Raw genomic sequence first — 26730 nt, 5'->3', positions numbered from 1 at the left:
CACTCAATCGCAGCGAGGGAGAAGCAGATGGCGGGTCGACTCGCGGTCGTCGGTGCCGGGCTGATGGGTTCGGGCATCGCCCAGGTCGCGGCGCAGGCGGGCTGGCAGGTGACGCTGCGCGACCTGGACGATGCGGCCACCGGGCGGGGCGTCGACGGCATCCGGAAGTCGCTGGAGAAGTTCGCCGAGAAGGGCCGCATCGACGCGTCCGAGGTCGAGGCGACGCTGGGCCGGATCACCCTCACCACCGAGCTGGAGGCGGTCGCCGACGCGGACATCGTGATCGAGGCGGTCTTCGAGCGGTTGGAGATCAAGCACGAGGTGTTCCGCGCGCTGGACAAGATCTGCAAGTCCGACGCGGTGCTGGCCACCAACACCTCGGCCATCCCGGTGACCCAGATCGCCGCGGTGACGCAGCGCCCGGAGTCGGTCGTCGGCACCCACTTCTTCTCGCCGGTCCCGATGATGAAGCTCTGCGAGCTGGTCCGGGGCTACAAGACCAGCGACGAGACCCTGGCCCGTTCCAAGGCGTTCGCCGAGGGAATCGGCAAGACCGTGGTGGTGGTCAACCGGGACATCGCCGGTTTCGTCACCACCCGGCTGATCTCGGCGCTGGTCGTCGAGGCGGTCAAGCTGGTCGAGTCCGGCGTGGTGTCGGCGGAGGACCTGGACACCGCCTGCCGGCTCGGTTTCGGCCACGCCATGGGCCCGCTGGCCACCACCGACCTGACCGGCGTGGACGTGCTGCTGCACGCCTCGAAGAACATCTACACCGACACCGCCGACGAGAAGTTCTTCCCGCCGGAGCTGCTCCAGCGCATGGTCACCGCCGGCGACCTGGGGCGTAAGACCGGCAAGGGTTTCTACACGTACTGAGTCCGGACATCCGACCGGGGCGGGCGCCGGGCGCCCGCCCCGGTCGTCGTCAGCCGTCGCGCTTGGTGGTCCAGCGGAAGGTGGTCAGGCAGAGCACCAGGCCGATCACGCACCACAGCGCCAGCACCAGGGCGACCCGGCCCAGCTCGAACGAGCCGGCCGGTTCCTGGGCGCCGAAGCTCTCCGGCAGGAAGACCGCCCGAAGCCCCTGGCACATCCACTTGAGCGGGAAGAGCGCCGCCGCCTGCTGCATCCAGGCGGGCAGCTCGGTGAAGACGAAGAACACCCCGGAGATGAACTGGAGTACCAGGGAGACCGGGGTGACCACGGCGGAACCGCTGCGCGCGGTGCGGGCCAGCGAGGAGATGGCGATCCCGCACAGGGTGCAGGAGGTCACCCCGAGCACGGCGACCCAGCCGAAGGTGAACCACTTCGCGGCGGTGCCCGGCAGGTCCAGGTCGAACAGCGCCACGGCGACGGCCAGGAGCAGCACGGTCTCGGCGACGCCGATCGCCACCACCATGATCACCTTGCCGGCGAACCAGACCCACTTCGGCATCGGGGTGCCCCGGTAGCGCTTGAGCACCCCCCGGTCCCGCTCGATCGGGATCCAGATGCCGAGGTTCTGGAAGCTCACCGTCATCAGCCCGGTCGCGATCATGCCGGTGATGAAGTACTGGGTGAACTTCACCCCGCCGCCGATCGTGCCGCCGAAGATCGAGGCGAAGATCAGGATCATGATGATCGGGAAGCCCATCGTGAAGACGACGGACTCCCGGCTGCGCAGGAACTGGGTGATCTCCAGCCGGCCCTGCCGCAGCGCGAGGGCGCCCAGGCCGAGCCGCCGGCCCGGGGTGGCGGCGACCGGGGCCGCCGGCTTCGTCGTGGTCGTCATCGGTTTCCGATCATCTTCAGGTAGATGTCTTCCAGGGTCGGCCGGGTCACCGTCAGGCCGGGGACCTCGCCGCCGAAGCGCCCGGCCAGCTCCGCCACCAGGGCCGTCGGCGTCGCGCTCTCCGCGGTCTGCGGAGTCCCGTCCGGGGTACGCCAGGAGACGGTCGCCAGGGCCTCCTGCCGGTTGCCGAGCCGGTTCGGCGGGGCCACCTCGACCAGCCGGCCGCCGCTGATCACCCCGACCCGGTCGGCGAGCGACTCGGCCTCGTCCAGGTAGTGGGTGGTGAGCACGATGGTGGTGCCGGCCGCCGCCAGGTCCCGGATCAGTTCCCAGAACTCCCGCCGGGCCTCCGGGTCGAAGCCGGTGGTCGGCTCGTCGAGGAAGAGCAGCTCGGGGCGGCCGATGATGCCCAGCGCCACGTCCAGCCGACGCTTCTGCCCGCCGGAGAGGGTGTGCGTGCGGGCCTTCGCCTTGCCGGCCAGGCCGACCCGCTCGACCACCTTGTCCGGGTCGTCCGCGTCGGGGTAGAAGCCGGAGAAGTGCCGGACCACCTCGGCGACGGTCAGCTCGTCGAACTCGCCGGTGCCCTGGAGCACGATGCCGACCCGGGAACGCCAGTGCGGGTCCGGGCGGGCCGGGTCGCTGCCCAGCACGGAGACCTCGCCGGCGTCGCGCTGCCGGTAGCCCTCCAGGATCTCCACCGTGGTGGTCTTGCCCGCGCCGTTCGGGCCGAGCAGAGCGAACACCTCGCCGCGCCGGACGTCGAGGTCGACCCCCGCCACCGCGACGTTGTCGCCGTACGCCTTGCGCAGTCCCCGTACGGAGATCGCGAGCTCGTCATCCATGACGTCCAGTGTGCGACCCGGCCGCCGCCCGCGGCGGTCCGGGGTGTGGTGGTGTCGGCCATGTCGCGCCGCTCGTGCCCGGTGGTCTGCTCCATGGACGTGTGTGGTTTTCCACAGCCCGTTTTACTGAACGGTAACTTAGACTCCGGAAATGGACGAGAAGGCACTCCCGGGCCGGCTGCCGGAGCGCGACCGCCCCTGGGTGATGCGCACGTACGCCGGGCACTCCTCCGCCGCGGCCACCAACGCGCTCTTCCGGCGCAATCTCGCCAAGGGGCAGACCGGTCTGTCGGTCGCCTTCGACCTGCCGACCCAGACCGGTTACGACCCGGACCACGAGCTGGCCGCCGGCGAGGTCGGCCGGGTCGGGGTGCCGGTGGCCCACCTGGGCGACATGCGGGCCCTCTTCGACGGCATCCCGCTCGCCGAGATGAACACCTCGATGACGATCAACGCGCCGGCGATGTGGCTGCTCGCCCTCTACGGCACGGTGGCGATGGAGCAGGGTCACACCGCCTCGATGCTCTCCGGCACCACGCAGAACGACATCATCAAGGAGTACCTGTCGCGGGGGACGTACATCTTCCCGCCGGCGGCGTCGCTGCGGCTCACCGCGGACATCATCGCGCACACGCTGACGACGATGCCGAAGTGGAACCCGGCCAACATCTGCTCGTATCACCTCCAGGAGGCCGGCGCGACGCCGGTACAGGAGGTCGGCTTCGCGCTAGCCACCGCCGTCGCCGTGCTCGACGCGGTCCGCGACTCCGGTCAGGTGCCCGCCGAGCGGATGGGCGACGTGGTGCAGCGGATCTCCTTCTTCGTCAACGCCGGGGTGCGCTTCGTCGAGGAGATCGCCAAGATGCGCGCCTTCGGCGCACTCTGGGACGAGATCACCCGCGGGCGTTACGGCGTGCAGGATCCGAAGCAGCGCCGCTTCCGCTACGGCGTGCAGGTCAACTCGCTGGGCCTGACCGAGGCGCAGCCGGAGAACAACATCCAGCGCATCGTGCTGGAGATGCTCGGCGTCACCCTCTCCCGGGACGCCCGGGCCCGCGCGGTGCAGCTGCCCGCCTGGAACGAGGCGCTCGGCCTGCCCCGGCCGTGGGACCAGCAGTGGTCGCTGCGGATGCAGCAGGTGCTCGCGTACGAGTCGGACCTGCTGGCGTACCCGGACCTCTTCGAGGGCTCACACGTGATGACCGCGCTGGTCGACGAGATCGTCACCGGCGCCCGCGTGGAGCTGGAGAAGGTACTGGAGATGGGCGGCGTGGTGGCGGCCGTGGAGACCGGCTACCTCAAGAGCGCGCTGGTCGCCTCGCTGGCCGACCGGCGCCGCCGGATGGAGTCCGGCGCCGACGTGGTGGTCGGCGTCAACCGGTTCACCGAGACCGAGCCGTCCCCGCTGACCGCCGCCGGCGCGGAGGCCATCGAGCAGGTCGACCCGGCGGTCGAGGCGACCGCCACCGCCTCCGTACGCGAATGGCGGGCCGGGCGGGACGGCGCGGCAGTCGACGCGGCACTGGCCCGGCTCCGCGCGGACGCCGCGACCACGACGAACCTGATGCCGGCGACGCTGGGGTGCGTGCGGGCCGGGGTGACCACCGGCGAGTGGGCCGGCGTGCTGCGCCAGGTCTTCGGCGAGTACCGGGCGCCCACCGGGCTGGTTGGCGCGGCCGGGGCCGGCGGGGACGCCACCCTGGTCGCGGTCCGGAAGCGGGTCGCTGCCACCGCCACCGAGCTGGGCAGCGGCCGGCTGCGGCTGCTGGTCGGCAAGCCCGGCCTGGACGGCCACTCCAACGGTGCCGAGCAGATCGCGGTACGCGCCCGCGACGCCGGCTTCGAGGTGGTCTACCAGGGCATCCGGCTCACCGCCGGGCAGATCGTCGCGGCCGCCGTCGAGGAGGACGTGGACCTGGTCGGCCTGTCGGTGCTCTCCGGCTCGCACCTCGCGGCCGTGCCGGCGGTTCTCGACGGGCTGCGCGCGGCCGGGCGCGGTGACCTGCCGGTGGTCGTCGGCGGGATCATCCCCGCCGGGGACGCCGAGGCGCTGCGGGCCGCCGGGGTCGCCCGGGTCTTCACCCCGAAGGACTTCGCCCTGACCGGCATCATCGACGAGCTGGTCGGCGTGATCCGGGAGGCCAACGGCCTGACCGGCTGACCCACGGCCCGCGCGGGCGCGGGCCGCCGTGGTCAGCGGCTCTGGTACGTCATGCAGTCGGCCATGTCGTTGTCCGGACCGACGGTGATCGCCGGGGCGTGGCACTCCAGCTCGGAGTTGTGCCGGCAGTCCGACCGGCTGCAGGCGCCCACCTGGGCGATGAGCTGCTCGATCCCGCCCCGCACCGGCATCTCGACGAAGGTGTGGCAGTGGGCGTGGTCGCTGCTGCCGATCGTGATGGCGAAGGCGTGGCAGTCGTTGGCTCGGTTGTAGGCGCAGGACGCGACGGCGCACTCCTGCACCCGGGGCATCTCCATCGCTGTGGTCATGACGGCCTCCCTCTCGGCTGCTGCCCCAATGTTAGGCATTTGCCCGACTTGGCCGGCGACGTTCCGGGGGACGGTCACCCACAGAGGCGCCAGGCCCCCGTCCTCCTTGACGAGGCTCACCACCCGGGTGCTCGCACCGCCGGTCTCCGTCGTCAGCCGTACCCTGACGGTGCCCCGGACCCGGCCGTCCGCCGCCTGAAGTCGGCCACCAGGATCGGCTAGGCGGGGGTGGCCGGGCCGAGCACCTCGGAGAGCGGAGCCGGTTCCAGACCCCGCTCGGCCAGCCCGGCCAGGATGTGGGGCAGCGCCTCGTCGGTCATCGCCGCGTTCGCCTCGGTGACGTGCATGATGATCACCGAGCCGGGCCGGACCTGGCTCAGCACCGCCCGGACGATCGGCCGCCAGGCGGTGGCGAAGGGATCGCCGCTGACCACGTCGCCGTCCACCACGGTCAGCCCGAGCGGCGCCAGCTCGGCCAGCGCCGTCCGGTCGTGGCAGAGGCCGGGAAATCGGAAGTAGCGGGTCTGCCGGCCGCCGTACCGGCCGATCACCTCGAAGGTCTGCGCCACGTCCGGGGTCATCTCCCGCCGGGGGAGCGTCGTCAGCTGGTAGCAGCGCGGGGTGAACGCCGCGTGCCCGTAGGTGTGGTTGGCCAGCTCGAACCGCGGGTTGGCGGCCAGCCGGCGGGTCAGCTCCGGGTAGTCCTCGACCCATTTGCCGGTGAGGAAGAAGGTGGCCGGCACCCGCTCGCGCTCCAGCAGTTCGACGATCGCCAGGTTGGCGTACGACGGCGGGTGCGGCCCGCGCAGCTGCCGGCGCATCGCGTCGGTCATGTCCGCGTCGAAGGTGAGCGCCACCTTGTTGCCGGTACGCGGACCGTGGTCGACCACCGGCGGCAGGGTGCCCGGCGTGGTCGCCCCGGGCAGGCCGCTGCCGGCTCCGGGCGACCCGCTCCGATCGGGCGTCGGCGTCGTCCCACCCGGCCCGGCTGTCCCGTCCGGGCCGGCTGTCCCGTCCGGCCCGATCTGCCCCGCTGTCCCGTCGGGCCCGACCTGCCCCGCCGTGGCGTCCGGGGCGGCCGGACCGGTGGTGGCCGTGCCGCCGGACATCCTGTCCACGGCCGACAGTACCGATGTCCGCAGCGGTGTGACGAGGAGCGCGACCACGGCGATCAGCGCGACCGCGACCAGGGGGCCGCGGAAGTTCTTCACCAGCATTCGCTGATCATGACAGTGCGGGCGGGATGGCGGTGGCCCCCGAACGGCCCTCTCCGCACCCGGCGCTCGGCGACCGCAAGCATGAGGTGGGGCTCAGCCCTGCTCCCGCCTTCGATGGGCGAGCCAGCGCAGGTGGTCCACCCCCGGGCGCAACCCTTGCCGCCCGTGACACGGATGCGCCCGCAAGGTCCCTGCTGGGGTTGCTGTCCGGTTCGTCCATGCCGACCTGTGGGGGATGCTGGGCGCGCAATGTCGGGTACCGGGGTTGGCGGGCGCGCCCCGGGGTGTCCGGGTCTGGGCTGCTGAGGGGCGGCCTGTCCCGTGACCGGCGGCATCCGGGCGGCGGAATGGTGGCCGGCCGGGGGTGGTTACATCACCTGGACGATCGCAGCAGCAACCCCCGCTGGCCTGGCCCGATAGCGTGGCCGGCCCGAGGGTGTGGGCCCCCGGGAATGGTGGTGGGCCGCCGGTCGTTACACATGGTCCCGGCGCCGCGAGCCCCCGGTTCGCGATGATCTGCCGGACAGAGACTTTCCCTCTTGTTTTGTTGAGCGCCTTGTCGTGGTGCTTGCCCGCGTGCTCGACCCCCCGGTCGTGGCCGTGGTGCCAATCCCCCCTCGAAGGAGCTACCTCCCATGAACACGATCATGCGTAAGAGCGTTCTTGGTATTGCTGGTCTGGCTTTCGCCGGTGGCGTGTTCGCCGGCCCGGCCACCGGCGCCCATGCCGCCCCGGCGGTCGACGCCAAGTCGGTTGCGGTGGTGCAGGCGGACAAGCCCGGTGTGGACAACGCCAAGCTGATCCCGCACGGTGTGCAGGGCGCGCAGTCCCGGATCGACTTGAACGGCGAGCAGACCGACAATGCCAAGGCGATCATCGCCGCGACGAAGAAGTCGGGCCTGGACGAGCGGGCCGCCGTCATCTCGATCGCCACCAGCCTGCAGGAGTCGAAGCTGGAGAACCTGGGTCACCTGGGTGACCGCAACGACCACGACTCGCTGGGCCTGTTCCAGCAGCGCCCCTCCAGCGGTTGGGGCACGGTCGAGCAGATCACCGACCCCGAGTACTCGACGATGGCGTTCGAGAAGGGCCTGAAGCAGGTTGACGGCTGGCAGGACATGCCGCTGACCGAGGCCGCGCAGACCGTGCAGGTGTCGGCCTACCCGGACGCCTACGCCCAGTGGGAGCAGCAGGCCGCCGACCTGGTCGCCCAGCACTGGAACAGCTGACCCACCGCACCACACGCTGGCCGGCACCCCGAACGAGGGGTGCCGGCCAGCGGCATATCCGCCGGCCAGCGAATCGAGCCGTACCCCCGATGTCAGACCCGGAAGCCGGCCGCCCGCGCGGCCTGGCGCTCGCGGCGGCGGTCGGAGCGGCGCCGCAGGAACCAGAAGAGGAAGGCCACCAGCCCCAGCAGGAATGCCAGCACCAGCACCGGCAGGATGATCGCCACCACGGACATGACCACGCTGGTCGCGTCCTCCGCGGTGCTGGCCACCGGCGCGCCGAAGCCCGCGGTGGTGGCGTTGACGACCGGCCGGGCGGCCGACTTCAGCAGGTGCACGCCGAGCGCGATGACGACGCCGGTCACCACCGGCACCCACTGGTGGGACGAGAAGAAGCTCCCGGGGTCGCTGACCGTCACGGTCTCCGAGCTGGCACCGGCGCCGAATGCCAGGCCGCCGGCGGTCGGGCGGACAACGGTCTGCACGACGTCGTTGACGTGGTCGACCACCGGCACCTTGTCGGCGACGACCTCCACGGCGAGCAGCGCCGCCAGGATCAGGACGACCCACCCGTTGCCCAGCCACTGCCAGCCGCTCGGCAGCTCGATCAGATCCGTGTAGCGGGCGAGCAACCCCATGGTGATCAGGGGAATGTAGGCGTTCAGGCCGGCCGAGGCGGCCAGGCCGGTACCTGTGAGGACTTCGAACACCATGTCAGCATCGCACCGGCACACCAGCACCGCTCGGTGGCGACGGGCCGGTCCTCGGCTACCCTCGTCGGGTGCGGCTGGTGATTGCGAAGTGCTCGGTGGACTACGTCGGACGGCTCTCGGCTCATCTGCCGCTGGCCACGCGGCTGCTGATGGTGAAGGCGGACGGTTCGGTGTCGATCCACGCCGACGACCGGGCGTACAAGCCGCTGAACTGGATGAGTCCGCCCTGCCGGCTGGAGGAGGCCCCGGGCGTCTGGCGGGTGGTCAACAAGGCCGGCGAGGAACTGCGGATCACCCTGGAGGAGATCCTCCAGGACACCTCGTACGAGCTGGGCGTCGACCCGGGACTGCGCAAGGACGGCGTCGAGGCGCACCTGCAGGAGCTGCTGGCCGCCAACCCGGAGACCCTCGGCGAGGGCTTCACCCTGGTGCGGCGGGAGTACATGACCGCGATCGGCCCGGTCGACCTGCTCTGCCGGGACGCCAACTCCGGCGCGGTCGCCGTCGAGGTGAAGCGGCGCGGGGAGATCGACGGGGTGGAGCAGCTCACCCGGTACCTGGAACTGATGAACCGCGACCCGCTGCTCGCCCCGGTCTCCGGAGTCTTCGTCGCGCAGGAGATCAAGCCGCAGGCCCGCGTGCTCGCCACGGACCGGGGGATCCGCTGCGTGGTGGTCGACTACGACAAGCTGCGCGGCATCGAGCGCGACGAGCTGACCCTCTTCTGACCCGGCGCCCGCTCAGCGCCGGCCGTACATCACCTTGGCGGCCTTGACCAGACGCGCCACGTCGGCGGGCGTCCGCTCGAAGGTCATCGACGGCAGCAGCGACCGGGCCCGCCGCCGGGTGATCGCCTTGGCCCGGCCGAACTCGCGCAGCCCGTCCTCGCCGTGGATCCGCCCGAAGCCGGAGTCACCCACGCCGCCGAACGGCAGCGTGGACATCCCGGCGAAGGTGAGCGCCGAGTTGACCGAGGCCATGCCCGAGCGCAGCCGCCGGGCGATCGCCACGGCCTGCCGGCGACCGAAGACCGAACCCCCGAGGCCGTACGACAGGGCGTTGGCCCGGCGTACGGCCTCGTCGGCGTCGCGTACCCGGTTGATGGTCAGGGTCGGGCCGAAGGTCTCCTCGCGGACGGCCGCCGAGGACTCGGGGACGTCCACCAGCACGGTCGGGTGCACGTACGGCGGCTGCACCGCGGCCGGGCCGCCGAGCACGGCGCGACCACCGGCGGTGATGGCGTCGTCGATGTGCCGCCGGATCACGTCGAGCTGGCTGGGCATGGTGATCGGGCCGATGTCCGCGCCCTCTGCGCCGACGGTCAGCCGGCCGGCGCGGGCGACGACCTTGTCGACGAAGGTGTCGAAGACCGGCTCGACGGCGTAGACCCGCTCGATGCCGATGCAGGTCTGGCCCGCGTTGGTCAGCGCGCCCCAGACGCACGCCTCGGCGGCGGCGTCCAGGTCGGCGTCGCCGTCCACGATCATCGCGTCCTTGCCGCCGGCCTCCAGCAGCACCGGGGTCAGCGACTCGGCGCAGGCCGCCATCACCTTCTTCGCGGTCGCGGTCGAGCCGGTGAAGGCCAGCTTGCCCACGCCTGAGCGGCACAGCGCCGCCCCGACGTCACCGAGGCCGTGCACCGCGGTCAGCACCGGCTGATCCGGCACCACCTCGGCGAAGGCGTCCACCAGCCACTGCCCGACGGCCGGGGTGTACTCGCTGGGCTTGAGCACGACGGCGTTGCCGGCGGCGAGAGCGTATGCGGTGGAGCCGATCGGGGTGAAGACCGGATAGTTCCAGGGGCCGATCACGCCGATCACCCCGTACGGCTGGTATTCGAGGTGGCCGGAGAACTCGGCGAGGATCAGCCGCGAGCGGACCCGGCGCGGCCCGAGCACCCGGCGGGCGCTGCGGGCGGCCCAGTCGATGTGCTCGATCGCGGTGAGGATCTCGACGATCGCGTCGGCGACCGGCTTGCCCCCCTCGACGTGGACCAGCTCCGCCAGCTCCTCGATCCGCTGGGCCAGCAGGCCGCGCCAGCGCAGCAGCCGCTCCCGGCGCCCGGTGAAGCCCAGCCCCGCCCACCACTCGCCGGCGGTCCGGGCCCGCTCGACCGCGCGGGCGACGTCGTCGGGGGTGGCCACGGGGAAGCGGCCGGCCTCCGTGCCCGTCGCGGGGCTCGTCGAGACCAGTCGGCCGCCCTCGATGACCGGGGTGCCGGGGACATGCACAGCCGTCATGGCGGAAGTCTAGACCCGGAGATTACTCACCGGTAGGGCCGGCGAGGGCCGTGGCGGGCCGCCCGCCGCGGCCTGACCTCTACCGGGCGGAAGGCTGCCGGCCGCCACCGCGGAGACCACGGCGGGACGTCGGGCGGCCGGGCCGGTCCCGGCCGCCGCGCGAGGGGCGCGGCACACCCGCCCCGGGCGGATCGTGGGTCGCCGGCACATGGACCAGGGCGCGCCACCGTGGCAGCATGCCGCGGATGGAGATCGAGCAGCGGACCGTGACGGCGAACGGCATCAACCAGCGGGTACGGGTGGCCGGCCCGCCGGACGGCACGCCGGTGCTGCTGGTGCACGGCAACGGCTCCTCCTCGGCATACTGGGAGCCGCTGGTCCGCCGGCTGCCCGCGACGCTCCGGGTGGTCGCGCCCGACCTGCGCGGGTACGGCGACACCGCGACCGCACCGGTGGATGCCACCCGTGGGCTGGCCGACTTCGCCGACGACGTGGCCGCCCTGCTCGACGCCCCGGGCCTCTTCGCTGCCGGCGCGCGCCCGGTGGTGGTCGGGCACTCCCTCGGCGGCGGCGTGGCGATGCGGCTGCTGGTCGACCAGCCGGACCGGGTGGCGGCCCTGCTGCTGGAGGCGCCGGTGTCGCCGTACGGCTTCGGCGGCACGCGGGACCTCGACGGCACCCCGACCACGCCCGACTTCGCCGGCACCGGCGCCGGCTCGGTGAACCCGGACTTCGTGGCCCGGCTCGCCGCCGGCGACCGGAGCGCGGACGCCCCCACCAGCCCCCGCACCGTGCTGCGGACGACCTACGTCGCCGACCCCGCCTCGCTCGGTGAGGACGAGGAGCTGCTGCTGGAGAGCATGCTCACCACCGCCACGGGCGGCGACAACTACCCCGGCACGGCCACCACCTCGCCGCACTGGCCGGGTACCGCGCCGGGGACGCGGGGCGTGCTCAACGCGCTCGCCCCGGCCCACCTCCAGCTCGCCGACGAGTTGGTCGCCATCGGGGTCAAGCCGCCCGTCGCCTGGGTACGCGGCGACGCCGACGTGATCGTCTCGGACACCTCGCTGTTCGACCTGGCGTACCTGGGGTCGCTGGGGGTGGTACCGGGCTGGCCGGGGGTGGAGGCCTGCCCGCCGCAGCCGATGATCGCGCAGACCCGGGCGGTGCTGGAGCGGTACGCCGCGGCCGGCGGCGCGTACCGGGAGGTGGTGCTCCCCGGCTGCGGGCACAGCCCGCACGTGGAACGGCCGGCCGAGTTCGTGGCGGAGCTGCTGGCGCTGACGGGGGTGCCCGCGACGGCGAACTGACCCCGCGCGTGAAATATCCCACGGCGTCTCGACAACGCAGCGTCACGTGGCAGACTCCGGCGCATAACCTTAGTGGCCGTTCAAGTCGGCAGTGCGGAGCAACCAGGGGAGGCCGGTCGTGGCGCGCGAGTTCACCAGTGTGGGTGTGGTGGGTCTGGGCACCATGGGTGCCGGCATCGTCGAGGTGTTCGCCCGCAACAACGTCGACGTCGTCGCGGTGGAGATCTCCGAGGCCGCCCTGGAGCGCGGCCGGGCCAACCTCAAGGGCTCGACCGACCGCGCGGTGGCGAAGGGCAAGCTCGCCGAGGCTGACCGGGACGCCCTGCACTCGCGGGTGCACTTCCAGGTCGGCCTTGGCGCGCTGCACTCGGTGGACCTGGTGATCGAGGCGGTGCCCGAGCACCTCGACCTGAAGCAGCGGATCTTCGCCGAGCTGGACCGGGTCTGCAAGCCCGAGGCGATCCTGGCCACCAACACCTCGTCGCTGAGCGTCACCGAGATCTCGGTCGCCACCACCCGGCCCAACCAGGTGATCGGCATCCACTTCTTCAACCCGGCGCCGGTGATGAAGCTGGTCGAGGTGGTCCGCACGGTGGTCACCTCCGCCGACGTGGTCGCCGACGTCGAGGCGCTCTGCGAGCGGCTGGGCAAGGTCGACGTGACCATCAATGACCGGGCCGGCTTCATCGCCAACGCGCTGCTCTTCGGCTACCTCAACCACGCCGTGAGCATGTTCGAGGCGCGGTACGCCACCCGCGAGGACATCGACGCCGCGATGAAGCTCGGCTGCGGCCTGCCGATGGGCCCCCTCGCCCTGATGGACCTGATCGGCCTGGACACCGCGTACGAGATCCTGGACACCATGTACCGGCGGGGCGGGCGCGACCGCCGGCACGCCCCGGTGCCGCTGATCAAGCAGATGGTCACCGCGGGGCTGCTCGGCCGCAAGTCCGGCCGGGGCTTCTACACCTACGAGCGGCCGGGCTCCCCGGTGGTCGTACCCGACGAGCAGACGCCGGTGGCGTCGGAGTCGGCGCTCGCCGACGGCGCCCGGGGGATCGCCAAGGTCGGCGTGGTCGGCTCCGGGACGATGGCCACCGGCATCATCGAGGTTTTCGCCAAGGCCGGCTACGAGGTCGTCTCGGTGACCCGGGGCGCGGAGAAGTCGGCCAAGGTCTTCGAGTCCGTCAAGACCTCGCTCAACAAGGGTGTGGTGCGCGGCAAGCTCAGCGAGGCCGACCGGGACGCGGCGCTGGGCCGGATCAACTGGTCCGCCACGCTGGAGCACCTGGCCGACGTCGACCTGGTGGTCGAGGCCGTGGTCGAGGAGCTGAGCGTCAAGAAGGCCCTCTTCGCCAGCCTCGACGAGATCTGCAAGCCGGGCGTCGTGCTCGCCACCACCACCTCCTCGCTGCCGGTGATCGACGTGGCGATGGCCACCCAGCGCCCGGCCGACGTGGTGGGGCTGCACTTTTTCAACCCGGCGCCGATCATGCCGCTGGTCGAGGTGGTGCAGACCATCCGCACCTCGGCGGAGACCACCGCCACCGCCCGCGCGGTCTGTGCGGCGCTGGGCAAGACCGGCGTGGTCTGCGGCGACCGGTCCGGTTTCATCGTCAACGCGCTGCTCTTCCCGTACCTCAACGACGCGGTGAAGATGCTGGAGGCCAGTTACTCCACCGCCGACGACATCGATTACGCGATGAAGCTGGGCTGCGGCTACCCGATGGGCCCGTTCGAGCTGCTCGACGTGGTCGGGCTGGACGTCTCGCTGGCCATCCAGCGGGAGCTCTACCTGGAGCTGCGCGAGCCGGGCTTCGCCCCCGCCCCGCTGCTGGAGCACCTGGTCACGGCCGGCTACCTGGGGCGCAAGAGCGGCCGGGGCTTCCGCGACCACACCAACCGCTGATCCGGGTCAACACCGGGCGCCGGTGACGGCGTCTTGAGGGCGTGACCTTCGAGGAGTACGTCGGCAGCCGTGGCCCGGCCCTGTTGCGCCTGGCCCGGCTGCTGACCGGCGACGCGCACCGCGCCGAGGACCTGACCCAGGACGTCCTGGCGCGGGCGTACGTGCACTGGCGGAAGATCGTCCGGGCCGACCGGCCCGACGTGTACGTGCGCCGGATGCTGGTCAACGCCAACAACTCGTGGTGGCGGCGCCGGTCCAGCCGGGAGCTGGCCGTGGACACCTTCGCCGAGCAGGCCCACCGGGGCGACCTCGGCGGGGAGGCGGCCGACCGGGACGAGATGTGGCGGCTGATCCGTGCCTTGCCGGACCGCCAGCGCACCGTGCTGGTGCTGCGCTACTACGAGGACCTCGACGACGCGACGATCGCCGCGATCATGGGCTGCTCGCCGGTCACCGTCCGCACCCATGCCATGCGGGCGCTCACCCATCTCCGGGAGCGCTTCGGCGTCCCGATGACGAACGGGAGCCGACCGTGACCGACCTGGACCAGCGGATCGCCTCGGTGCTGCGGGAGCGCGCCGAGGGGGAGACCGACACCCACCGCCTGCTCCGGGACTCGCGCGCCCTCGGCCGCCGCCGGCAACTGCGCCGCCGGGCCGCCACCGGCACCGCCCTGGCCCTGGTCGGGGTCCTGGGCTTGGTCGGGGTGACCGGGACGGACTTCGCCGGGCTTTCCGGCCGGCTGCCGTGGGCGGCGGCGACGCCGACCGTCGCCGCGGCCGTGCCGCCCCGGGCCGACGGGGTGCCGGGTGCCGCCCAGCGGCCCGACCTGGTCGGCACCGACCCGCAGGTGCTGCATCTGGGCGTGGACACCAGCCAGGCGCGTTACCTGGGCTGGGCCGTCTACCGCTCGAACCAGGTCGAGTCGATCCGGTTCAACGTCGGCGGCGGACAGCCGGTCCTGGTCGAGGTGAGCCGCTCCGCGCAGATGATCAACGAACTCCTGATCGATGGCGTCCCCATCCAGGAGGCCGTGGTCCGGCTGACCTTTGACGGTGCCGTCCGGCAGTTCGGGCGTACGGGCGGCGGTCTGGTCACGGCCTGGCAGCCCGCCCCCGGCCTGTACGCCCGGGCGAGCATGCTCGTCGGCGACCGGAGCGTGCTGGTCAAGGCCGTGGAGGCCATCCGCTGGAATGAGGCACGACGGTGCGCGGCGCCGCTGCGGCTGAGCACGTTGCCGGAGGGCGCGACGGTGAGCGCCTGCTCCGTCGACGTCACCGCCTTCCCGAAGGGTCTCAAGGTCGAGCTCACCCTCTACCGGGAGCCGTCGGCGACCATGTGGGTGAAGCTGCTGTACGGGGCGCAGGTTGCGGGAAGCACTACCGAGAGTAACCGCGTGGTGGGCGGCCGACCCGGCTACCTCTACCCGGATGGCACGAAACTGGAGCTGCTCGGGTTCCCGAAGGCACACCTGACCGCCGATTTCGGCTGGCCGGAGAAGGGCTTCACTGAGGCGGACGCGACGACGGTGTTGGCCGGGGCGCAGGTGGCGAAGGACCTGACCGACCCGGAGACCTGGGACTGAGCGGGGGTGTGCCGGCCGGACCGCCCGACCCGGGCCGGTCCGGCCGTCGGACCGTACGCTTGGTGACTGTGAGCCCCCGTCGCAACCGTCCCCGCCGGGACGACACCGCCCACCTGGACTCCGACCGGGTACGCCAGGGCGTCGCCTCGGTGCAGCAGTGGCGCGACGGCGAATGGCAGGTACGCGGGATCGGCGGCGGCGCGTCCACCAAGACGTACCGTTGCCCCGGCTGCGACCAGGAGATCCGCCCGGGGGTGGCGCACCTGGTGGCCTGGCCGGCGGACGGGTCGGGCGACCTCACCGACCGCCGGCACTGGCACAGCGGCTGCTGGCAGGCCCGGGACCGGCGTGGCCCGGTGATCCAGCGGGGGCGCAGCGCCCCGAAGCACGGCTGAGCGATCTGGATCACGCTGTTTCCGCCCGGGCGGGCGGCGGCGGCGAAGTCGCGCCAGACTTGAGCGGTGAGCACACCGATCCGCGCGTCGTCGATCCTGCCCGGCCACCGGGAGGACATCGAGCTGCACACCGCCGACGGCCTGCGCCTGGTCGGTGAGCTGGCCCGCCCGGTCGACCGCGAGCCGGTGGGCACCCTGGTCTGCCTGCACCCGCTGCCCACGCACGGCGGGATGATGGACAGCCACGTCTTCCGCAAGGCGGCCTGGCGGCTGCCGGCGCTGGCCGACCTGGCCGTGCTCCGGTTCAATACCCGGGGCACCAGCAGCGTCCGCGGCACCAGCGAGGGCACCTTCGACGCCGCGGTGGGGGAGCGCTTCGACGTCGCCGCCGCGATCGAGTACGCCGAGTTCCACGAGCTGCCCAACATCTGGCTGGTGGGCTGGTCGTTCGGCACCGACCTGGCGCTGAAGTACGGCTGCGACCCGGCGGTGGCCGGGGCGATCCTGCTCTCCCCACCGCTGCGCTTCTCCGAGCCGGAGGATCTGGCCGGGTGGGCCGCGTCGGGCAAGGCGCTCACCGCGCTGGTGCCCGAGTTCGACGACTACCTGCGGCCGGACGAGGCGCGGGAGCGCTTCGCGGCGGTGCCGCAGGCCGAGGTGGTCGGGGTGCCCGGCGCGAAGCACCTCTGGGTGGGCGACGCCGAGACGGTGCTGGACGAGATCGTCGGGCGGGTCAACCCGGCGGTGCCGCTGCCGCTGCCCACCACCTGGGACGGCCCGGTGGAGACCGGCGACGTCAGCGCGTACGCCGACCGCACGGTGGCCTCCTTCGCCGACACGCCCGTCCCGGGCCCGCGGCGGGACTGAGGGTCAGCGGGCCTCCTGCCGGGGCAGCACCACCTCGCGCAGGATCAGCTGGAGGGCGGCCACCATCGGGATGGCGATCAGCGCGCCGAGCACCCCGATCAGCGCCACCCCCAGCAGCGCGCCGAGCAGGGCGGCCACCTCGTTGACCTCCACCGACCGTCGCATCACCTTCGGGTAGATCAGGTAGTTCTCCACCTGCTGGTAGATCAGGAAGAAGACCACGCAGGCGATGCCCGCGGGCAGCCCGGTGGCGAACCCGACCAGGCTGACGATCACCGCGCCGAGGGTGGCGCCGATCTGCGGGATCAGGTCGGTCACGGCGACGACCACGGCCAGCGCGAACGGGTACGGCAGCCCGACGACCAGCGCGAAGACGAAGGTGCTCACGCCGGCCAGCACGGCGATGCTCAGCGCCCCCACCATGTACGCCCCGACCTTGGTCAGGATCTCGTCGCCGATCAGGCTGACCCGCTGCCGGCGCGAGCGGGGGACCAGCGAGTACGCGAGGTCGCGCAGCTTGTCGAAGTAGGCCAGGAAATAGATGGTCAGCACCAGCACGGTGAGCGCCCGGAACAGGGTGCCGAAGATCAGCTGGGCGCCGCCCAGCACACCGCCCAGCGCCCGGCCCACGGTGTCGGCGTTCGCCGCCGCCTGCACGCGCTCCATCACGTCGTACCGTTCCACCAGGTCGTTGACCGTGCGGTTGCGCCGCAACTCCTCGATGTAGCTGGGGACATGGTTGACGAACTCCCCGGTCTGGGTCACCACCGGCGGCACGAGCGCCACCAGGCCGCCGGTGATCAGCAGCACCACGGTGAGGACGACCACCGCCACCGCGAGGCCGTGCGGCAGCCCCCAGAGGCGCAGCCGGACCACCGCCGGGTTGAGCCCCACCGCCAGGAAGAGCGCGATGACCACCAGGACGAGGATGCCGCCGGCGTTGCGGATACCCAGATAGAGCGTGTACGCCAGCAGCACCCCGAGCGCCCCGGTGAAGCCGACCAGGAAGCTGCTCCGTCGCAGCGGCCGCCCCGGCTGACCGAACCGACCCGAGGCGGTCGCCACCGGACCGGCGGCCTCGAAGTCCGTCGGGTCCCCGTCGGCCGACGTGGTCGCATCCTCGCCGGTCCCAGGCCGCGCTCCGCCGGCCGTGGTGCGTCCCGCGCCGCTCGTGGCCCGCTCCGCGCTGCCCGTGGTCGGCTCTCCACCCGGGTTGGCGGGCACGGCGGGCTCAGGGGTGGCGTCGTCCCGGGACTGGTCCCGCACCGGTTCGTCCTGTCCCACTCGACCTCCCCGGATCGTGTCCCGGCGGGTACGCCGGAACTGCCGGACCGTCCGTGGCCTGAGCCCCGTGCGGCCTCCTGCCCGGAGGGTAGTGGGCGGCAGGTGTCCGGACCAGCCCCGCCCGGGACGTCGGTCCAGGGGTGTCCCGCCTCGGCGCGCTCCGAGGCGCCCGGCCCTCGGCCTCGGTCCTGCCCCCTCCTCCTCCCCCCCCGGGTCGGTCACTCCACCGGCGGGGTCTTACCGTTTCGGGCCTCCGGTGGTGCCTTCGGCGCCTTTGCTCTGCTGCGTCCCCGACAACACTGGGAGCGCTCCGCTGTTGCCGGGACTGCAGCAGAGCAAAGCGGGTGGCGCAGGGGTGCCGCCGGGGCCGGGTCGCCGGACCGTGGTGGGTCGGGACCGTGGTGGATCGGGACAGGCCGGGCCGGCCCCGGTTACTCCGACTCGACGGTGACCTTGCTCGGCTTGGCGCTTCGCTCGTCGGTGGTCGGCTTGGTCGGCCGCTTGCCGCTCTCGCCGGTGCTGGTGATCTTGGTTGGGGTGGCCTCCCGACCGCCCGTTCCGGGCACCGCGGCCACCGTCGGCTCCCCGTCCACGCCAGCGCTGGCGGTGCCGCCGTCCACCGTGGTCACCGGCTCGGCCACCGGGCGGGCCGTGGGCTTCGTCCCGTCCGTGGCGGGGACCGGCGCGGCCTTCGGCGTGGCCTCGTCCACGCCCGGCGCGGTCTTCGCGCCGTCGGCGGGCGCTTGCCCACCACCGGCCGGCTCGGCGCCGGCGGCGGTGGGCTTCGCGCTCTCGGCGGTGGGCTTCGTGCCGTCGGTGCTCGGCGTGGCGCCGGCGAGCGCCAGAGCGGCATCGTTCGCCGTCGGCACAAGCGCCGTACCGGTGACCTTCCGCAGCCGGAGCTCGGTGATCTGCCGCTGGAGATCGTCGGACTCCTGCCGCGCCTGCCAGGTCTCCTGGCGCAGGTCGGCGAGCTGCTGCTGGGCCTGCGCGATCTCCAGCATCACGTGGGCGAGCTGCTGGCGGCCCGCCGCCGCCTCCTGCTGCGTCGCGGCCAGGTGCTGCTGGGTGGTGGCCAGGTGCTGCTGGGTGGTGGCGGCGTACTCCTCGAACTGGCGGCGGGACGCCGCGACGTGCTCGTCGGCCTTGCGGCGCTTGTCGGCCGCGTCCGTCTCGGCCCGCTGGAGCAGTGTGGTGGCCTCCTCCTCGGCCTGGCGGCGCATGGTGAGCGCGTCGGCCTCGGCGGACCGGCGGACCTCGGCGGCACCCTGCTCGACCTCGTCGCGCCGCGCCGTCCACTCCCGTTCCAGCTGGTCGTGGCGGGTCTTGTGCTGCTTCTCCAGCGCGTCGTGCCGGTTGGTGAACTTCTTCTCCAGCTCGTCGCGGCCCTTGGCGTACTCCTGCTCGGCGGCGGCGCGGCGCTGGGTCAGCTCCCGGTCGGCGGCCTGCCGCCGACCGTTGACCTCCTTCTCCACGCCGGCCCGCCACGCGCCCAGCTCCTGCTGCGTCTGGGCGCGGGCGTGCTGCACGTACGCCTCGGTCTCGCTGCGCATCCGCTGCACGTACGCCTCGGTCTCGGCGCGGTTGCGCTGGGCCGCCTCGGTGGCCTCGGTGGTCAGCCGGTGCGCCTCCTGCCGGGCCCGGCCCCGGGTGCCCTTGGCGGCCTCCTCGGCGTCGTCGGTGATCTGCTTCGCCTCCTGGAGGGCCTTGGCGTGAGTGGCCCGCCCGGCCTCGGCCGCCGACTCGGTGAGCCGCTTGGCCTCCTGCTGGGCCTTGGCGTGCACCTCCTTGGCCGCCTCGCGCAGCTGGGTCGCCTCCTGCTGGGCCTTCGCCAGCGCCTCCCTGGCCGCCTCGCGCAGCTTGGTGGCCTCCTGTCGGGCCCGGCTGTGGATCTCCTTGGCCGTGTCGCGGAGCTGGGTGGCCTCCTGCTGGGCCTTGGCCAGCGCCTCCTGGGCGGCGCTGCGCAGCCGGTTCGACTCGTCCTGGGCGGTGGCCCGGAGCCGGGCCGCCTCCTCCTTGGCGGTCTTGACCGCGGCGTCCGCCTCGGCCTTGCGGGCGGCGGTGTGCCGCTCCTCCTCGGCGCGCCGCGCGGCCAATGCGATCTCGAAGTCCTTGAGCGCCCGGGCGGCCTGCTCGCGGGCCTCGTCGATGATGTGTTCGGCGGTGGCGCGGCGGGCCTCGATCTCCTGGCTGGCGGCGCTCAGGATGGCGTCCGCCTGCTCCTCGGCGAGGGAGAGAATCTGCTCGACCCGGGGCCCGAGATGCTTGAACGAGGCCCGGTCCACCACGCCCACCTGTTTGCGCACCTGGGCCAGGTCCCGCTGGAGATGCTCGACCTGCCCGGCCAGCTTGTGGATCTGGGTGTACGCCTGTTCCCGTTCGGCCGCCAGGGTCGCGATCTCGTGCTCCGCGCGAGCGACGTACCGGTCCACCTGTCCTTTTACGTACCCCCGCATGGCGGACTCGAAGCTGGGCTCCGTGGTCACGTCCCCGCTGAGAGCGAACAGTTCCTCGCCGTGCGACATGCCCCCATCCTCACACGCATCCGGCCCTCCTGGGGCGATACGGACGCCCCGGTTGGGACCTACTTCACTGCTGCCGTACGGGCGGTATCAGGGGTTGGGAAACGCATACGGCGCGGGGTGTCACCGGTCACCCGGTGTCACCCCGCGCCGTGCACTCATGCCCCGACGGTGCGGTGGGTCAGCTGGCCGTCTCCGCAGTCGCCTGCTCCCCGGTGCTCGGGGCCTTGCCGGCCTCCGGCTTGGCCGGCGCCGCGGCCGGCTGCTGGGCCGGCACGCCCGGCACGATGCCGGCGAGGCCGGAGAGCATCTGGCCGAGCTGGGAGGTGACCGCGTCCTTCTGACGGGTGAGGTCCTCGACCTCGCGGCGGGCCGCCTGGGTGGTCAGCTCCGCCTCGGTACGCGCCTCGGTGAGCTGCCGCTTCGCCTCGGCCTTGGCCTCGCTCAGCGTCTTCTCCGACAGCGCCTTGGCCTTCTCGACGGTCTCGGCGGCGGTGCGCTCCGACTCGACCCGGCGGGCCTCGGCGCGCTGCTCGATCTCCTTGGCGCGATCCTGGGCGGCCCGGGCCCGCTGCTCGGCCTCGCCGACCAACTTCTGGGTCTGCGCGACCTGGGCGGCGTGCCGCTCGGACTCCTCGCGCTCGGACTTCTCGCGGCGCTCGGCGAGCTGGAGCTCCAGGGCCTGGAGGTCCTTGTCCCGCTTGTCGCGGGCGTCGGTGAGCAGCTTGGTCGCCTCGGCGCGCTTCTCTTCCGCCTCGCGCGCGGCCTTGGCCCGCTGCTGGGTGATCTCCCGCTCGGCGGTGGCGCGCAGGGTGGCGACCTCACGCTCGACGGTGGACTTGAGCTCGGCCACCTCGTGCGCGGTGACCGTACGCAGCTGCTTGGTCTCCCGGTCGGCGTCGGCGCGCAGCGTGTCGGCCTCGCGGCGAGCCTGCACCCGGACCTCGGCGGCCTCGCGCTCGGCGGTGGTGCGGACGTTGCCGGCCTCCCGCTCGGCGGTGGCCTTCATCGCCGCCGCCTCGGCGCGCGCCTTGTCGGTGATCTCCCGGGCCTCCAGGCGGGCCGCGGAGAGGATGCCCTCCGACTCGCGCTTGGCCTCGTTGCGGTGGTCGTTGGCCTGCTCCTCGGCCAAGCGCAGGATCTGCTCGACGCGGGTGCCCAGGCCGGAGAGGGTCGGCCGGCTGTTCTCCTCGAGCTGCTTGTTGGTGTCGGCAAGCTTCTGCTCGAGCGCGCCCTGGCGCTGCTCGGCCTGGCGGAGCCGGCGCTGGGCGTCGTTCATCCGCTGCTCGGCCTCGGCCCGGGCCTGCTCGGACTGAGTCAGCGCGCCGGTCATCCGGCCGATGAAGTCGTCGACCTGGTGGGTGTTGTATCCGCGGAGGCCGACGGTGAAATCTGGCTGCGAGTTCGCGTTATCGAAGAACGCGAGAGGCGAGGACTGCTGCTGGGGCATTGGGACATACTCGCAGACCCCCCGGGGTCGTTCGCAAGAGCGGTCCCGAGCTTTCGTGTCCTCATTACATGGTCAACGTCGGTGCTCCCGCACACCCGACCAATCGGCGATCTTGGCAGGTCCCGGGCAGGCCGGTCGTCACGCGCGGTGAGCGGGAAAAGGGCCGCGGGGGATGCCCACGGCCCTTTGTCCGGTGTCACTCGAATGGCGGTCCGGTGGCCCATGTGGAAAGGCAATGCCCGCCTCACCGCAATGGACATGCCGGCATCAGCCGGACGGCTCAGTGGCCGCGGAACCGGTTGATCGCGCCCTGGTGCCGGGACCGCAGCTCCCGGTCCCGGACGCCCAGCCCGTCGGTGGGGGCGAGGCAGCGCACGCCGACCTTGCCCTGGTGGGCGTTGCGGTGCACCTCGTACGCCGCCTGGCCGGTCTGCTCCAGCGGGTAGGTCTTCGACACCGTCGGGTGGATCCTGCCCAGGGACACCAGCCGGTTGGCCTCCCACGCCTCCCGGTAGTTGGCGAAGTGGCTGCCGACGATCCGCTTGAGGTGCATCCACAGGTAACGGTTGTCGTACTGGTGCTGGTAGCCGCTGGTGGAGGCGCAGGTGACGACGGTGCCGCCGCGCTTGGCCACGTAGACGCTGGCGCCGAAGGTCTCGCGGCCGGGGTGCTCGAAGACGACGTCCGGGTCCTCACCGCCGGTGAGTTCGCGGATCCGCTCGCCGAAGCGCCGCCACTCGTCCTGGTCCTGGGTCTCCTCGTCCTTCCAGAACCGGAAGCCCTCCGCGGCCCGGTCGATGACCAGCTCGGCGCCCATCGACCGGCACAGCTCGGCCTTCTCCGGGGAGGAGACCACGCAGACCGGGATCGCGCCACCGTTGAGCGCCATCTGGGTGGCGTAGCCGCCCAGGCCGCCGGAGGCGCCCCAGATCAGCACCACGTCGCCCTGCTTCATGTTGGCGCCGTGGTGCGATACCAGCTGCCGGTACGCGGTCGAGTTGACCAGCCCCGGGCTGGCCGCCTCCTCCCAGCTGAGGTGACGCGGCTTGGGCATCAGCTGGTTGGCCTTGACCACGGCCAGTTCGGCGAGGCCGCCGAAGTTGGTCTCGAAGCCCCAGATCCGCTGCTGCGGGTCGAGCATGGTGTCGTCGTGGCCGGCCGCGTCCTCCAGCTCCACCGAGAGGCAGTGCGCGACGACCTCGTCGCCGGCCTTCCACCTCGTCACGCCGGGCCCGGTGCGCAGCACCACGCCCGCCGCGTCCGAACCAACCACGTGGTACGGCAGGTCGTGCCGGCGGGTCAGCTCGGAGAGCCGGCCGTAGCGCTGGAGGAACCTGAAGGTCGGCAGCGGCTCGAAGATGCTGGTCCAGACCGTGTTGTAGTTGATCGCGCTGGCCATCACCGCGACCAGCGCCTCGCCCGGGCCGAGCTCCGGGGTGGGCACCTCCTGTAGGTGCAGCGCCTTGCGCGGGTCCTTGTCGCGGGTGGCCATCCCGTCGAACATCCGGGTGTCCTCGGCGCGGACGACCACGCCCCGGTAGGTGGCCGGTACCGGCAACCCGGCGAGCCCGGCGAGTTCCCGCTCCGGCTGGTCGGAGCCTTCCGCCGCCATGATCGCTTCGAGGATGTCCTGCACGGTGACCTCCCGTTTGTCCGCACCCGCGCCGGGGGCAGGGGTGCTGCCATCGTCGGCGCCGGTGCGACCGACCGCCATGTCGGCAATCGACACATCCGGCACCGGTCGCGCTCCTTGTGGGCCGGACGTTACTGAACGGTAGCTAGGGCCGGAAGTCCTCTGTGAAAAACTGCATTGACCGATGCGTGGAGGTGTCCGTGGGACACCCCTACCGCGCACCACCGCGCTCTTTCCCGGCCCATGGGACGGCCGCCCCATGGCCGGGCCGGCACCGTGGTGCGGCAGGTCCCAGTGTCCGGCGGCATGGAGACCGCGACTGCCGCATGCGGCGGGCCGGGCCGGGGCCCGCGGCGCGAAGGCGGGAGGGGAGGGGTGGTCAGTGGGCGTCGGCGGCCGGCTCGACCAGTTCGACCAGGACGCCGCCGGCGTCCTTCGGGTGCACGAAGTTGATCCGGGAGTCGGCGGTGCCGCGCTTCGGGGTCTCGTAGAGCAGCCGTACGCCCCGCTCGCGCAGCGCGGCGCAGGCGGCGTCGATGTCGGCCACCGTGTACGCCACCTGCTGCACGCCCGGCCCGTTGAGGTCCAGGAACTTCGCGATGGTCGACTCCGGGGTCAGCGGGGCGAGCAACTGCACGCAGCCGCCCTCGGCGGTCGGGCCGACCGCCAGCATCGCCTCGCGTACGCCCTGCTCGGTGTTGGTCTCGGTGTGCACGCAGCGCATGCCGAAGGTCCGCTGGTAGAAGTCGATCGCGGCGTCGAGGTCGGCGACCGCGACCCCGACGTGGTCGATCCGGCGCAGGCCGATGTCTGTGACGTAGTCGGCAGCGGGCTCGACGGGGGAGTTCTCAGCCATGGCGCTAGTCTGACCGAACAATCGTTAAGGCGTACAGGTCGGCACCCCCTCGGAGGCAGGCAATGGCTTCGGTGATCATCAGCGGCGCGCGGACCCCGATGGGGCGCCTGCTGGGCAACTTCAAGGACCTCCCGGCGACGAAGCTCGGCGGCGTCGCGATCAAGGCGGCGCTGGAGCGCGCCGGCGTCGCCCCGGACCAGGTGCAGTACGTGATCATGGGGCAGGTGCTCCAGGCCGGCGCCGGGCAGATCCCGGCCCGGCAGGCGGCCGTCGAGGCCGGCGTCCCGATGTCCGTGCCGGCGCTGACCATCAACAAGGTCTGCCTCTCCGGCCTGGACGCGATCGCCCTCGCCGACCAGCTCATCCGGGCCGGCGAGTTCGACATCGTGGTGGCCGGCGGCATGGAGTCGATGACCAACGCCCCGCACCTGCTGCTCGGGCAGCGCTCGGGCTACAAGTACGGCGACGTCACGATCAAGGACCACATGGCGCTGGACGGGCTCACCGACGCCTGGGACTGCTGCGCGATGGGCGAGTCCACCGAGCGGCACGGCGGGCGGCACGGCATCACCCGCGAGGAACAGGACGCGTTCGCCGCCACCAGCCACCAGCGGGCCGCCGCCGCGCAGAAGAACGGCCACTTCGCCGACGAGATCACCCCGGTGGTCATCCCGCAGCGCAAGGGCGACCCGCTGGTGATCAGCGAGGACGAGGGCATCCGCCCGGACACCACCGCCGAGTCGCTGGCGAAGCTGCGTCCGGCGTTCACGAAGGACGGCACCATCACCGCCGGCACCTCCTCGCCGATCTCCGACGGCGCCGCCGCGGTGGTCGTGATGAGCAAGGCCAAGGCCAAGGAGCTGGGGCTGACCTGGCTGGCCGAGATCGGCGCGCACGGCAACGTGGCGGGGCCGGACAACTCCCTGCACTCGCAGCCGTCCAACGCGATCCAGCACGCGCTCAAGAAGGGCGGGCTGAGCGTCTCCGACCTCGACCTGATCGAGATCAACGAGGCGTTCGCCCAGGTCGGCATCCAGTCCGCCCGTGACCTCGGGGTCAGCCCGGACAAGGTCAACGTCAACGGCGGCGCGATCGCGCTGGGCCACCCGATCGGCATGTCCGGCGCGCGGCTGGTCCTCACCCTCGCGCTGGAGCTCAAGCGCCGGGGCGGCGGCACCGGCGCGGCCGCGCTCTGCGGCGGCGGCGGCCAGGGTGACGCGCTGATCATCCACGTGCCGGCTGGGGCCGAGAGCCAGCAGTGAGCGCGCGGAGCGAACCGGTGCTGCGAGTCCCGCAGTCGTGAACGAAGGAACCGCAGTGAGCAACGCCGTCGACCACGCCCCGGCCGTGGCCACCGGACCGGTGCGCCGTAGCCGGGACGTACCGATGCTGGTGGAGCGGGCCCGCGCGGGTGACCCCCGCGCGGTGGCCCGTCTGATCACCCTGGTCGAGTCCGGTGACGAGGTGCTGCCGCAGGTGGCGGCGGCGCTGGCGCCGTACGCCGGTCAGGCCCAGGTGGTGGGCCTGACCGGCTCGCCCGGGGTGGGCAAGTCGACCACCACCAACGAGCTGGTCCGGGCGCTGCGGGCGCGCGGTCACCGGGTCGGCGTGCTGGCGATCGACCCGTCCAGCCCGTTCACCGGCGGCGCGATCCTCGGCGACCGGGTCCGGATGCAGGACCACGCCACCGACCCGGGGGTCTACATCCGTTCGATGTCCAGCCGGGGCCACCTCGGCGGGCTCTCCGCGGCCACCCCGCAGGCCGTGCGGGTGCTGGAGGGCGCAGGCTGCGACGTGGTGCTGGTGGAGACCGTCGGCGTCGGTCAGGCCGAGGTCGAGGTCGCCTCGCTGGCCGACACCACGCTGGTCCTGCTGGCCCCCGGCATGGGCGACGCGATCCAGGCGGTCAAGGCCGGCATCCTGGAGATCGCCGACGTCTTCGTGGTCAACAAGGCCGACCGGGACGGCGCCGACGCCACCGTCCGCGACATCCAGGGCATGATCGCCCTGGGCGAGCGCGGGCCCGGCGAGTGGCGCCCGCAGGTGGTCCGGTCGATCGCCGCCCGGGGCGAGGGGATCGACGACATCGCCGCCGCGATCGACAAGCACCGCGGCTGGCTGGAGCAGCACGACGAGCTGCGCCGCCGCCGGGAGACGCGGGCCGCCGCCGAGATCGAGGCGATCGCGCTCGGTGCGCTCCGCGCCCGGATCGGTTCGCTGCGTGACGGTACGGAGCTGGCCACGCTCGCCGCGAAGGTGGCTGAGGGCGCCATCGACCCGTACGCGGCGGCGGACGAGCTGCTCGCCCAGCTCGGCTCCTGACCCGACCGCCGGATTGACCCGGCGTGCCCCGGAGCACTGTGCCGGCGCGTCCACTGCGGACGCCGCCCGCCTAGTACGCTCGCACCGCT

Annotated in this window: 23 protein-coding genes; 12 read left to right on the top strand and 11 right to left on the bottom strand. The window is 72.6% G+C overall.

The features are described from left to right. Positions 1–27: 27 nt before the first annotated feature. Positions 28–876, top strand: coding sequence for a 3-hydroxyacyl-CoA dehydrogenase family protein (locus tag ABZ807_RS06150; protein ID WP_357153496.1), 849 nt, complete (start codon positions 28–30; stop codon positions 874–876). A gap of 49 nt (positions 877–925) precedes the next feature. On the opposite strand, the gene ABZ807_RS06145 is transcribed toward ABZ807_RS06150, so the two are convergent. Together ABZ807_RS06145 and ABZ807_RS06140 are read right to left on the bottom strand one after the other, a co-directional pair. Next, entirely contained in the window at positions 926–1771 is an 846-nt protein-coding gene (locus ABZ807_RS06145; RefSeq protein WP_357153495.1) for an ABC transporter permease, read from the bottom strand. Continuing rightward, positions 1768–2616 carry an ABC transporter ATP-binding protein gene (locus ABZ807_RS06140; RefSeq protein ID WP_357153493.1) on the bottom strand — a complete coding sequence of 283 codons (849 nt, stop codon included), beginning with the start codon at positions 2614–2616 and terminating at the stop codon, positions 1768–1770. Before ABZ807_RS06140 ends, ABZ807_RS06145 begins: the two co-directional genes overlap by 4 nt. 151 nt (positions 2617–2767) lie before the next feature. On the opposite strand from ABZ807_RS06140, the gene ABZ807_RS06135 reads away from it, so the two are divergent. After that, on the top strand, positions 2768–4777 hold the full coding sequence (locus tag ABZ807_RS06135) for a protein meaA (protein ID WP_357153491.1): 2010 nt from the start codon (positions 2768–2770) through the stop codon (positions 4775–4777). A 32-nt stretch (positions 4778–4809) separates the two neighbouring features. On the opposite strand, the gene ABZ807_RS06130 is transcribed toward ABZ807_RS06135, so the two are convergent. Both ABZ807_RS06130 and ABZ807_RS06125 read right to left on the bottom strand, forming a co-directional pair. Then, positions 4810–5106 (bottom strand): DUF1540 domain-containing protein, encoded by a 297-nt coding sequence (locus tag ABZ807_RS06130; RefSeq protein WP_357153489.1) that lies wholly within the window; start codon positions 5104–5106, stop codon positions 4810–4812. Positions 5107–5324: 218 nt separating this feature from the next. Beyond that, positions 5325–6323, bottom strand: coding sequence for a polysaccharide deacetylase family protein (locus ABZ807_RS06125; protein WP_357153487.1), 999 nt, complete (start codon positions 6321–6323; stop codon positions 5325–5327). A gap of 635 nt (positions 6324–6958) precedes the next feature. Between ABZ807_RS06125 and ABZ807_RS06120 the strand changes: the two genes are divergently transcribed. Continuing rightward, entirely contained in the window at positions 6959–7552 is a 594-nt protein-coding gene (locus tag ABZ807_RS06120) for a hypothetical protein (RefSeq protein ID WP_357153486.1), read from the top strand. A gap of 92 nt (positions 7553–7644) precedes the next feature. Here the strand turns inward: ABZ807_RS06120 and ABZ807_RS06115 are convergent, their stop codons facing one another. Next, positions 7645–8262, bottom strand: coding sequence for a DUF4126 domain-containing protein (locus tag ABZ807_RS06115; RefSeq protein WP_357153724.1), 618 nt, complete (start codon positions 8260–8262; stop codon positions 7645–7647). Between the two features lie 71 nt (positions 8263–8333). Between ABZ807_RS06115 and nucS the strand changes: the two genes are divergently transcribed. Continuing rightward, positions 8334–8993, top strand: coding sequence for an endonuclease NucS (gene nucS, locus ABZ807_RS06110; RefSeq protein ID WP_357153485.1), 660 nt, complete (start codon positions 8334–8336; stop codon positions 8991–8993). A gap of 12 nt (positions 8994–9005) precedes the next feature. Here the strand turns inward: nucS and ABZ807_RS06105 are convergent, their stop codons facing one another. Next, a complete protein-coding gene (locus ABZ807_RS06105) occupies positions 9006–10505 on the bottom strand; it encodes an aldehyde dehydrogenase family protein (RefSeq protein ID WP_357153483.1) in 1500 nt (499 codons plus the stop codon). A gap of 245 nt (positions 10506–10750) precedes the next feature. Here ABZ807_RS06105 and ABZ807_RS06100 point away from each other — a divergent pair, with 245 nt between their 5' ends. The 6 genes from ABZ807_RS06100 to ABZ807_RS06075 all read left to right on the top strand — a co-directional run bounded on the left by ABZ807_RS06100 (position 10751) and on the right by ABZ807_RS06075 (position 16574). After that, positions 10751–11818 carry an alpha/beta hydrolase gene (locus ABZ807_RS06100; protein WP_357153481.1) on the top strand — a complete coding sequence of 356 codons (1068 nt, stop codon included), beginning with the start codon at positions 10751–10753 and terminating at the stop codon, positions 11816–11818. Positions 11819–11936: 118 nt separating this feature from the next. After that, positions 11937–13727 (top strand): 3-hydroxybutyryl-CoA dehydrogenase, encoded by a 1791-nt coding sequence (locus ABZ807_RS06095; RefSeq protein WP_357153479.1) that lies wholly within the window; start codon positions 11937–11939, stop codon positions 13725–13727. A 41-nt stretch (positions 13728–13768) separates the two neighbouring features. Continuing rightward, entirely contained in the window at positions 13769–14263 is a 495-nt protein-coding gene (locus tag ABZ807_RS06090; protein WP_357153477.1) for a SigE family RNA polymerase sigma factor, read from the top strand. Then, on the top strand, positions 14260–15312 hold the full coding sequence (locus ABZ807_RS06085) for a hypothetical protein (RefSeq protein ID WP_357153476.1): 1053 nt from the start codon (positions 14260–14262) through the stop codon (positions 15310–15312). Before ABZ807_RS06090 ends, ABZ807_RS06085 begins: the two co-directional genes overlap by 4 nt. Positions 15313–15380: 68 nt before the next feature. After that, positions 15381–15707, top strand: coding sequence for a hypothetical protein (locus tag ABZ807_RS06080; protein ID WP_357153475.1), 327 nt, complete (start codon positions 15381–15383; stop codon positions 15705–15707). A 66-nt stretch (positions 15708–15773) separates the two neighbouring features. Continuing rightward, positions 15774–16574 carry an alpha/beta hydrolase gene (locus tag ABZ807_RS06075; RefSeq protein WP_357153474.1) on the top strand — a complete coding sequence of 267 codons (801 nt, stop codon included), beginning with the start codon at positions 15774–15776 and terminating at the stop codon, positions 16572–16574. Between the two features lie 3 nt (positions 16575–16577). On the opposite strand, the gene ABZ807_RS06070 is transcribed toward ABZ807_RS06075, so the two are convergent. From ABZ807_RS06070 to mce, 5 genes are all read right to left on the bottom strand, one after another. Further along, positions 16578–17639: an AI-2E family transporter gene (locus ABZ807_RS06070; protein ID WP_357153722.1), complete on the bottom strand. Its 1062-nt coding sequence runs from the start codon at positions 17637–17639 to the stop codon at positions 16578–16580. A gap of 650 nt (positions 17640–18289) precedes the next feature. After that, positions 18290–20383 (bottom strand): hypothetical protein, encoded by a 2094-nt coding sequence (locus ABZ807_RS06065; protein WP_357153472.1) that lies wholly within the window; start codon positions 20381–20383, stop codon positions 18290–18292. Between the two features lie 178 nt (positions 20384–20561). Beyond that, positions 20562–21830: a cell division protein DivIVA gene (locus ABZ807_RS06060; protein ID WP_357153470.1), complete on the bottom strand. Its 1269-nt coding sequence runs from the start codon at positions 21828–21830 to the stop codon at positions 20562–20564. 280 nt (positions 21831–22110) lie between these two features. After that, positions 22111–23466 (bottom strand): crotonyl-CoA carboxylase/reductase, encoded by a 1356-nt coding sequence (ccrA, locus tag ABZ807_RS06055; RefSeq protein ID WP_357153720.1) that lies wholly within the window; start codon positions 23464–23466, stop codon positions 22111–22113. A gap of 376 nt (positions 23467–23842) precedes the next feature. After that, positions 23843–24319: a methylmalonyl-CoA epimerase gene (gene mce / locus ABZ807_RS06050; RefSeq protein WP_357153468.1), complete on the bottom strand. Its 477-nt coding sequence runs from the start codon at positions 24317–24319 to the stop codon at positions 23843–23845. A gap of 62 nt (positions 24320–24381) precedes the next feature. Here mce and ABZ807_RS06045 point away from each other — a divergent pair, with 62 nt between their 5' ends. Both ABZ807_RS06045 and meaB read left to right on the top strand, forming a co-directional pair. After that, positions 24382–25581: an acetyl-CoA C-acetyltransferase gene (locus tag ABZ807_RS06045; RefSeq protein ID WP_357153466.1), complete on the top strand. Its 1200-nt coding sequence runs from the start codon at positions 24382–24384 to the stop codon at positions 25579–25581. A gap of 55 nt (positions 25582–25636) precedes the next feature. Continuing rightward, the gene (gene meaB / locus ABZ807_RS06040) at positions 25637–26641 is read left to right on the top strand and encodes a methylmalonyl Co-A mutase-associated GTPase MeaB (protein ID WP_357153464.1); all 1005 of its coding nucleotides are present in this window, start codon (positions 25637–25639) and stop codon (positions 26639–26641) included. Positions 26642–26730: the final 89 nt, after the last annotated feature.

The organism is Micromonospora sp. NPDC047548 (genome assembly GCF_040642975.1).
Lineage (GTDB): Bacteria > Actinomycetota > Actinomycetes > Mycobacteriales > Micromonosporaceae > Micromonospora.
This window is presented reverse-complemented; position numbering and strand designations above follow the sequence as displayed.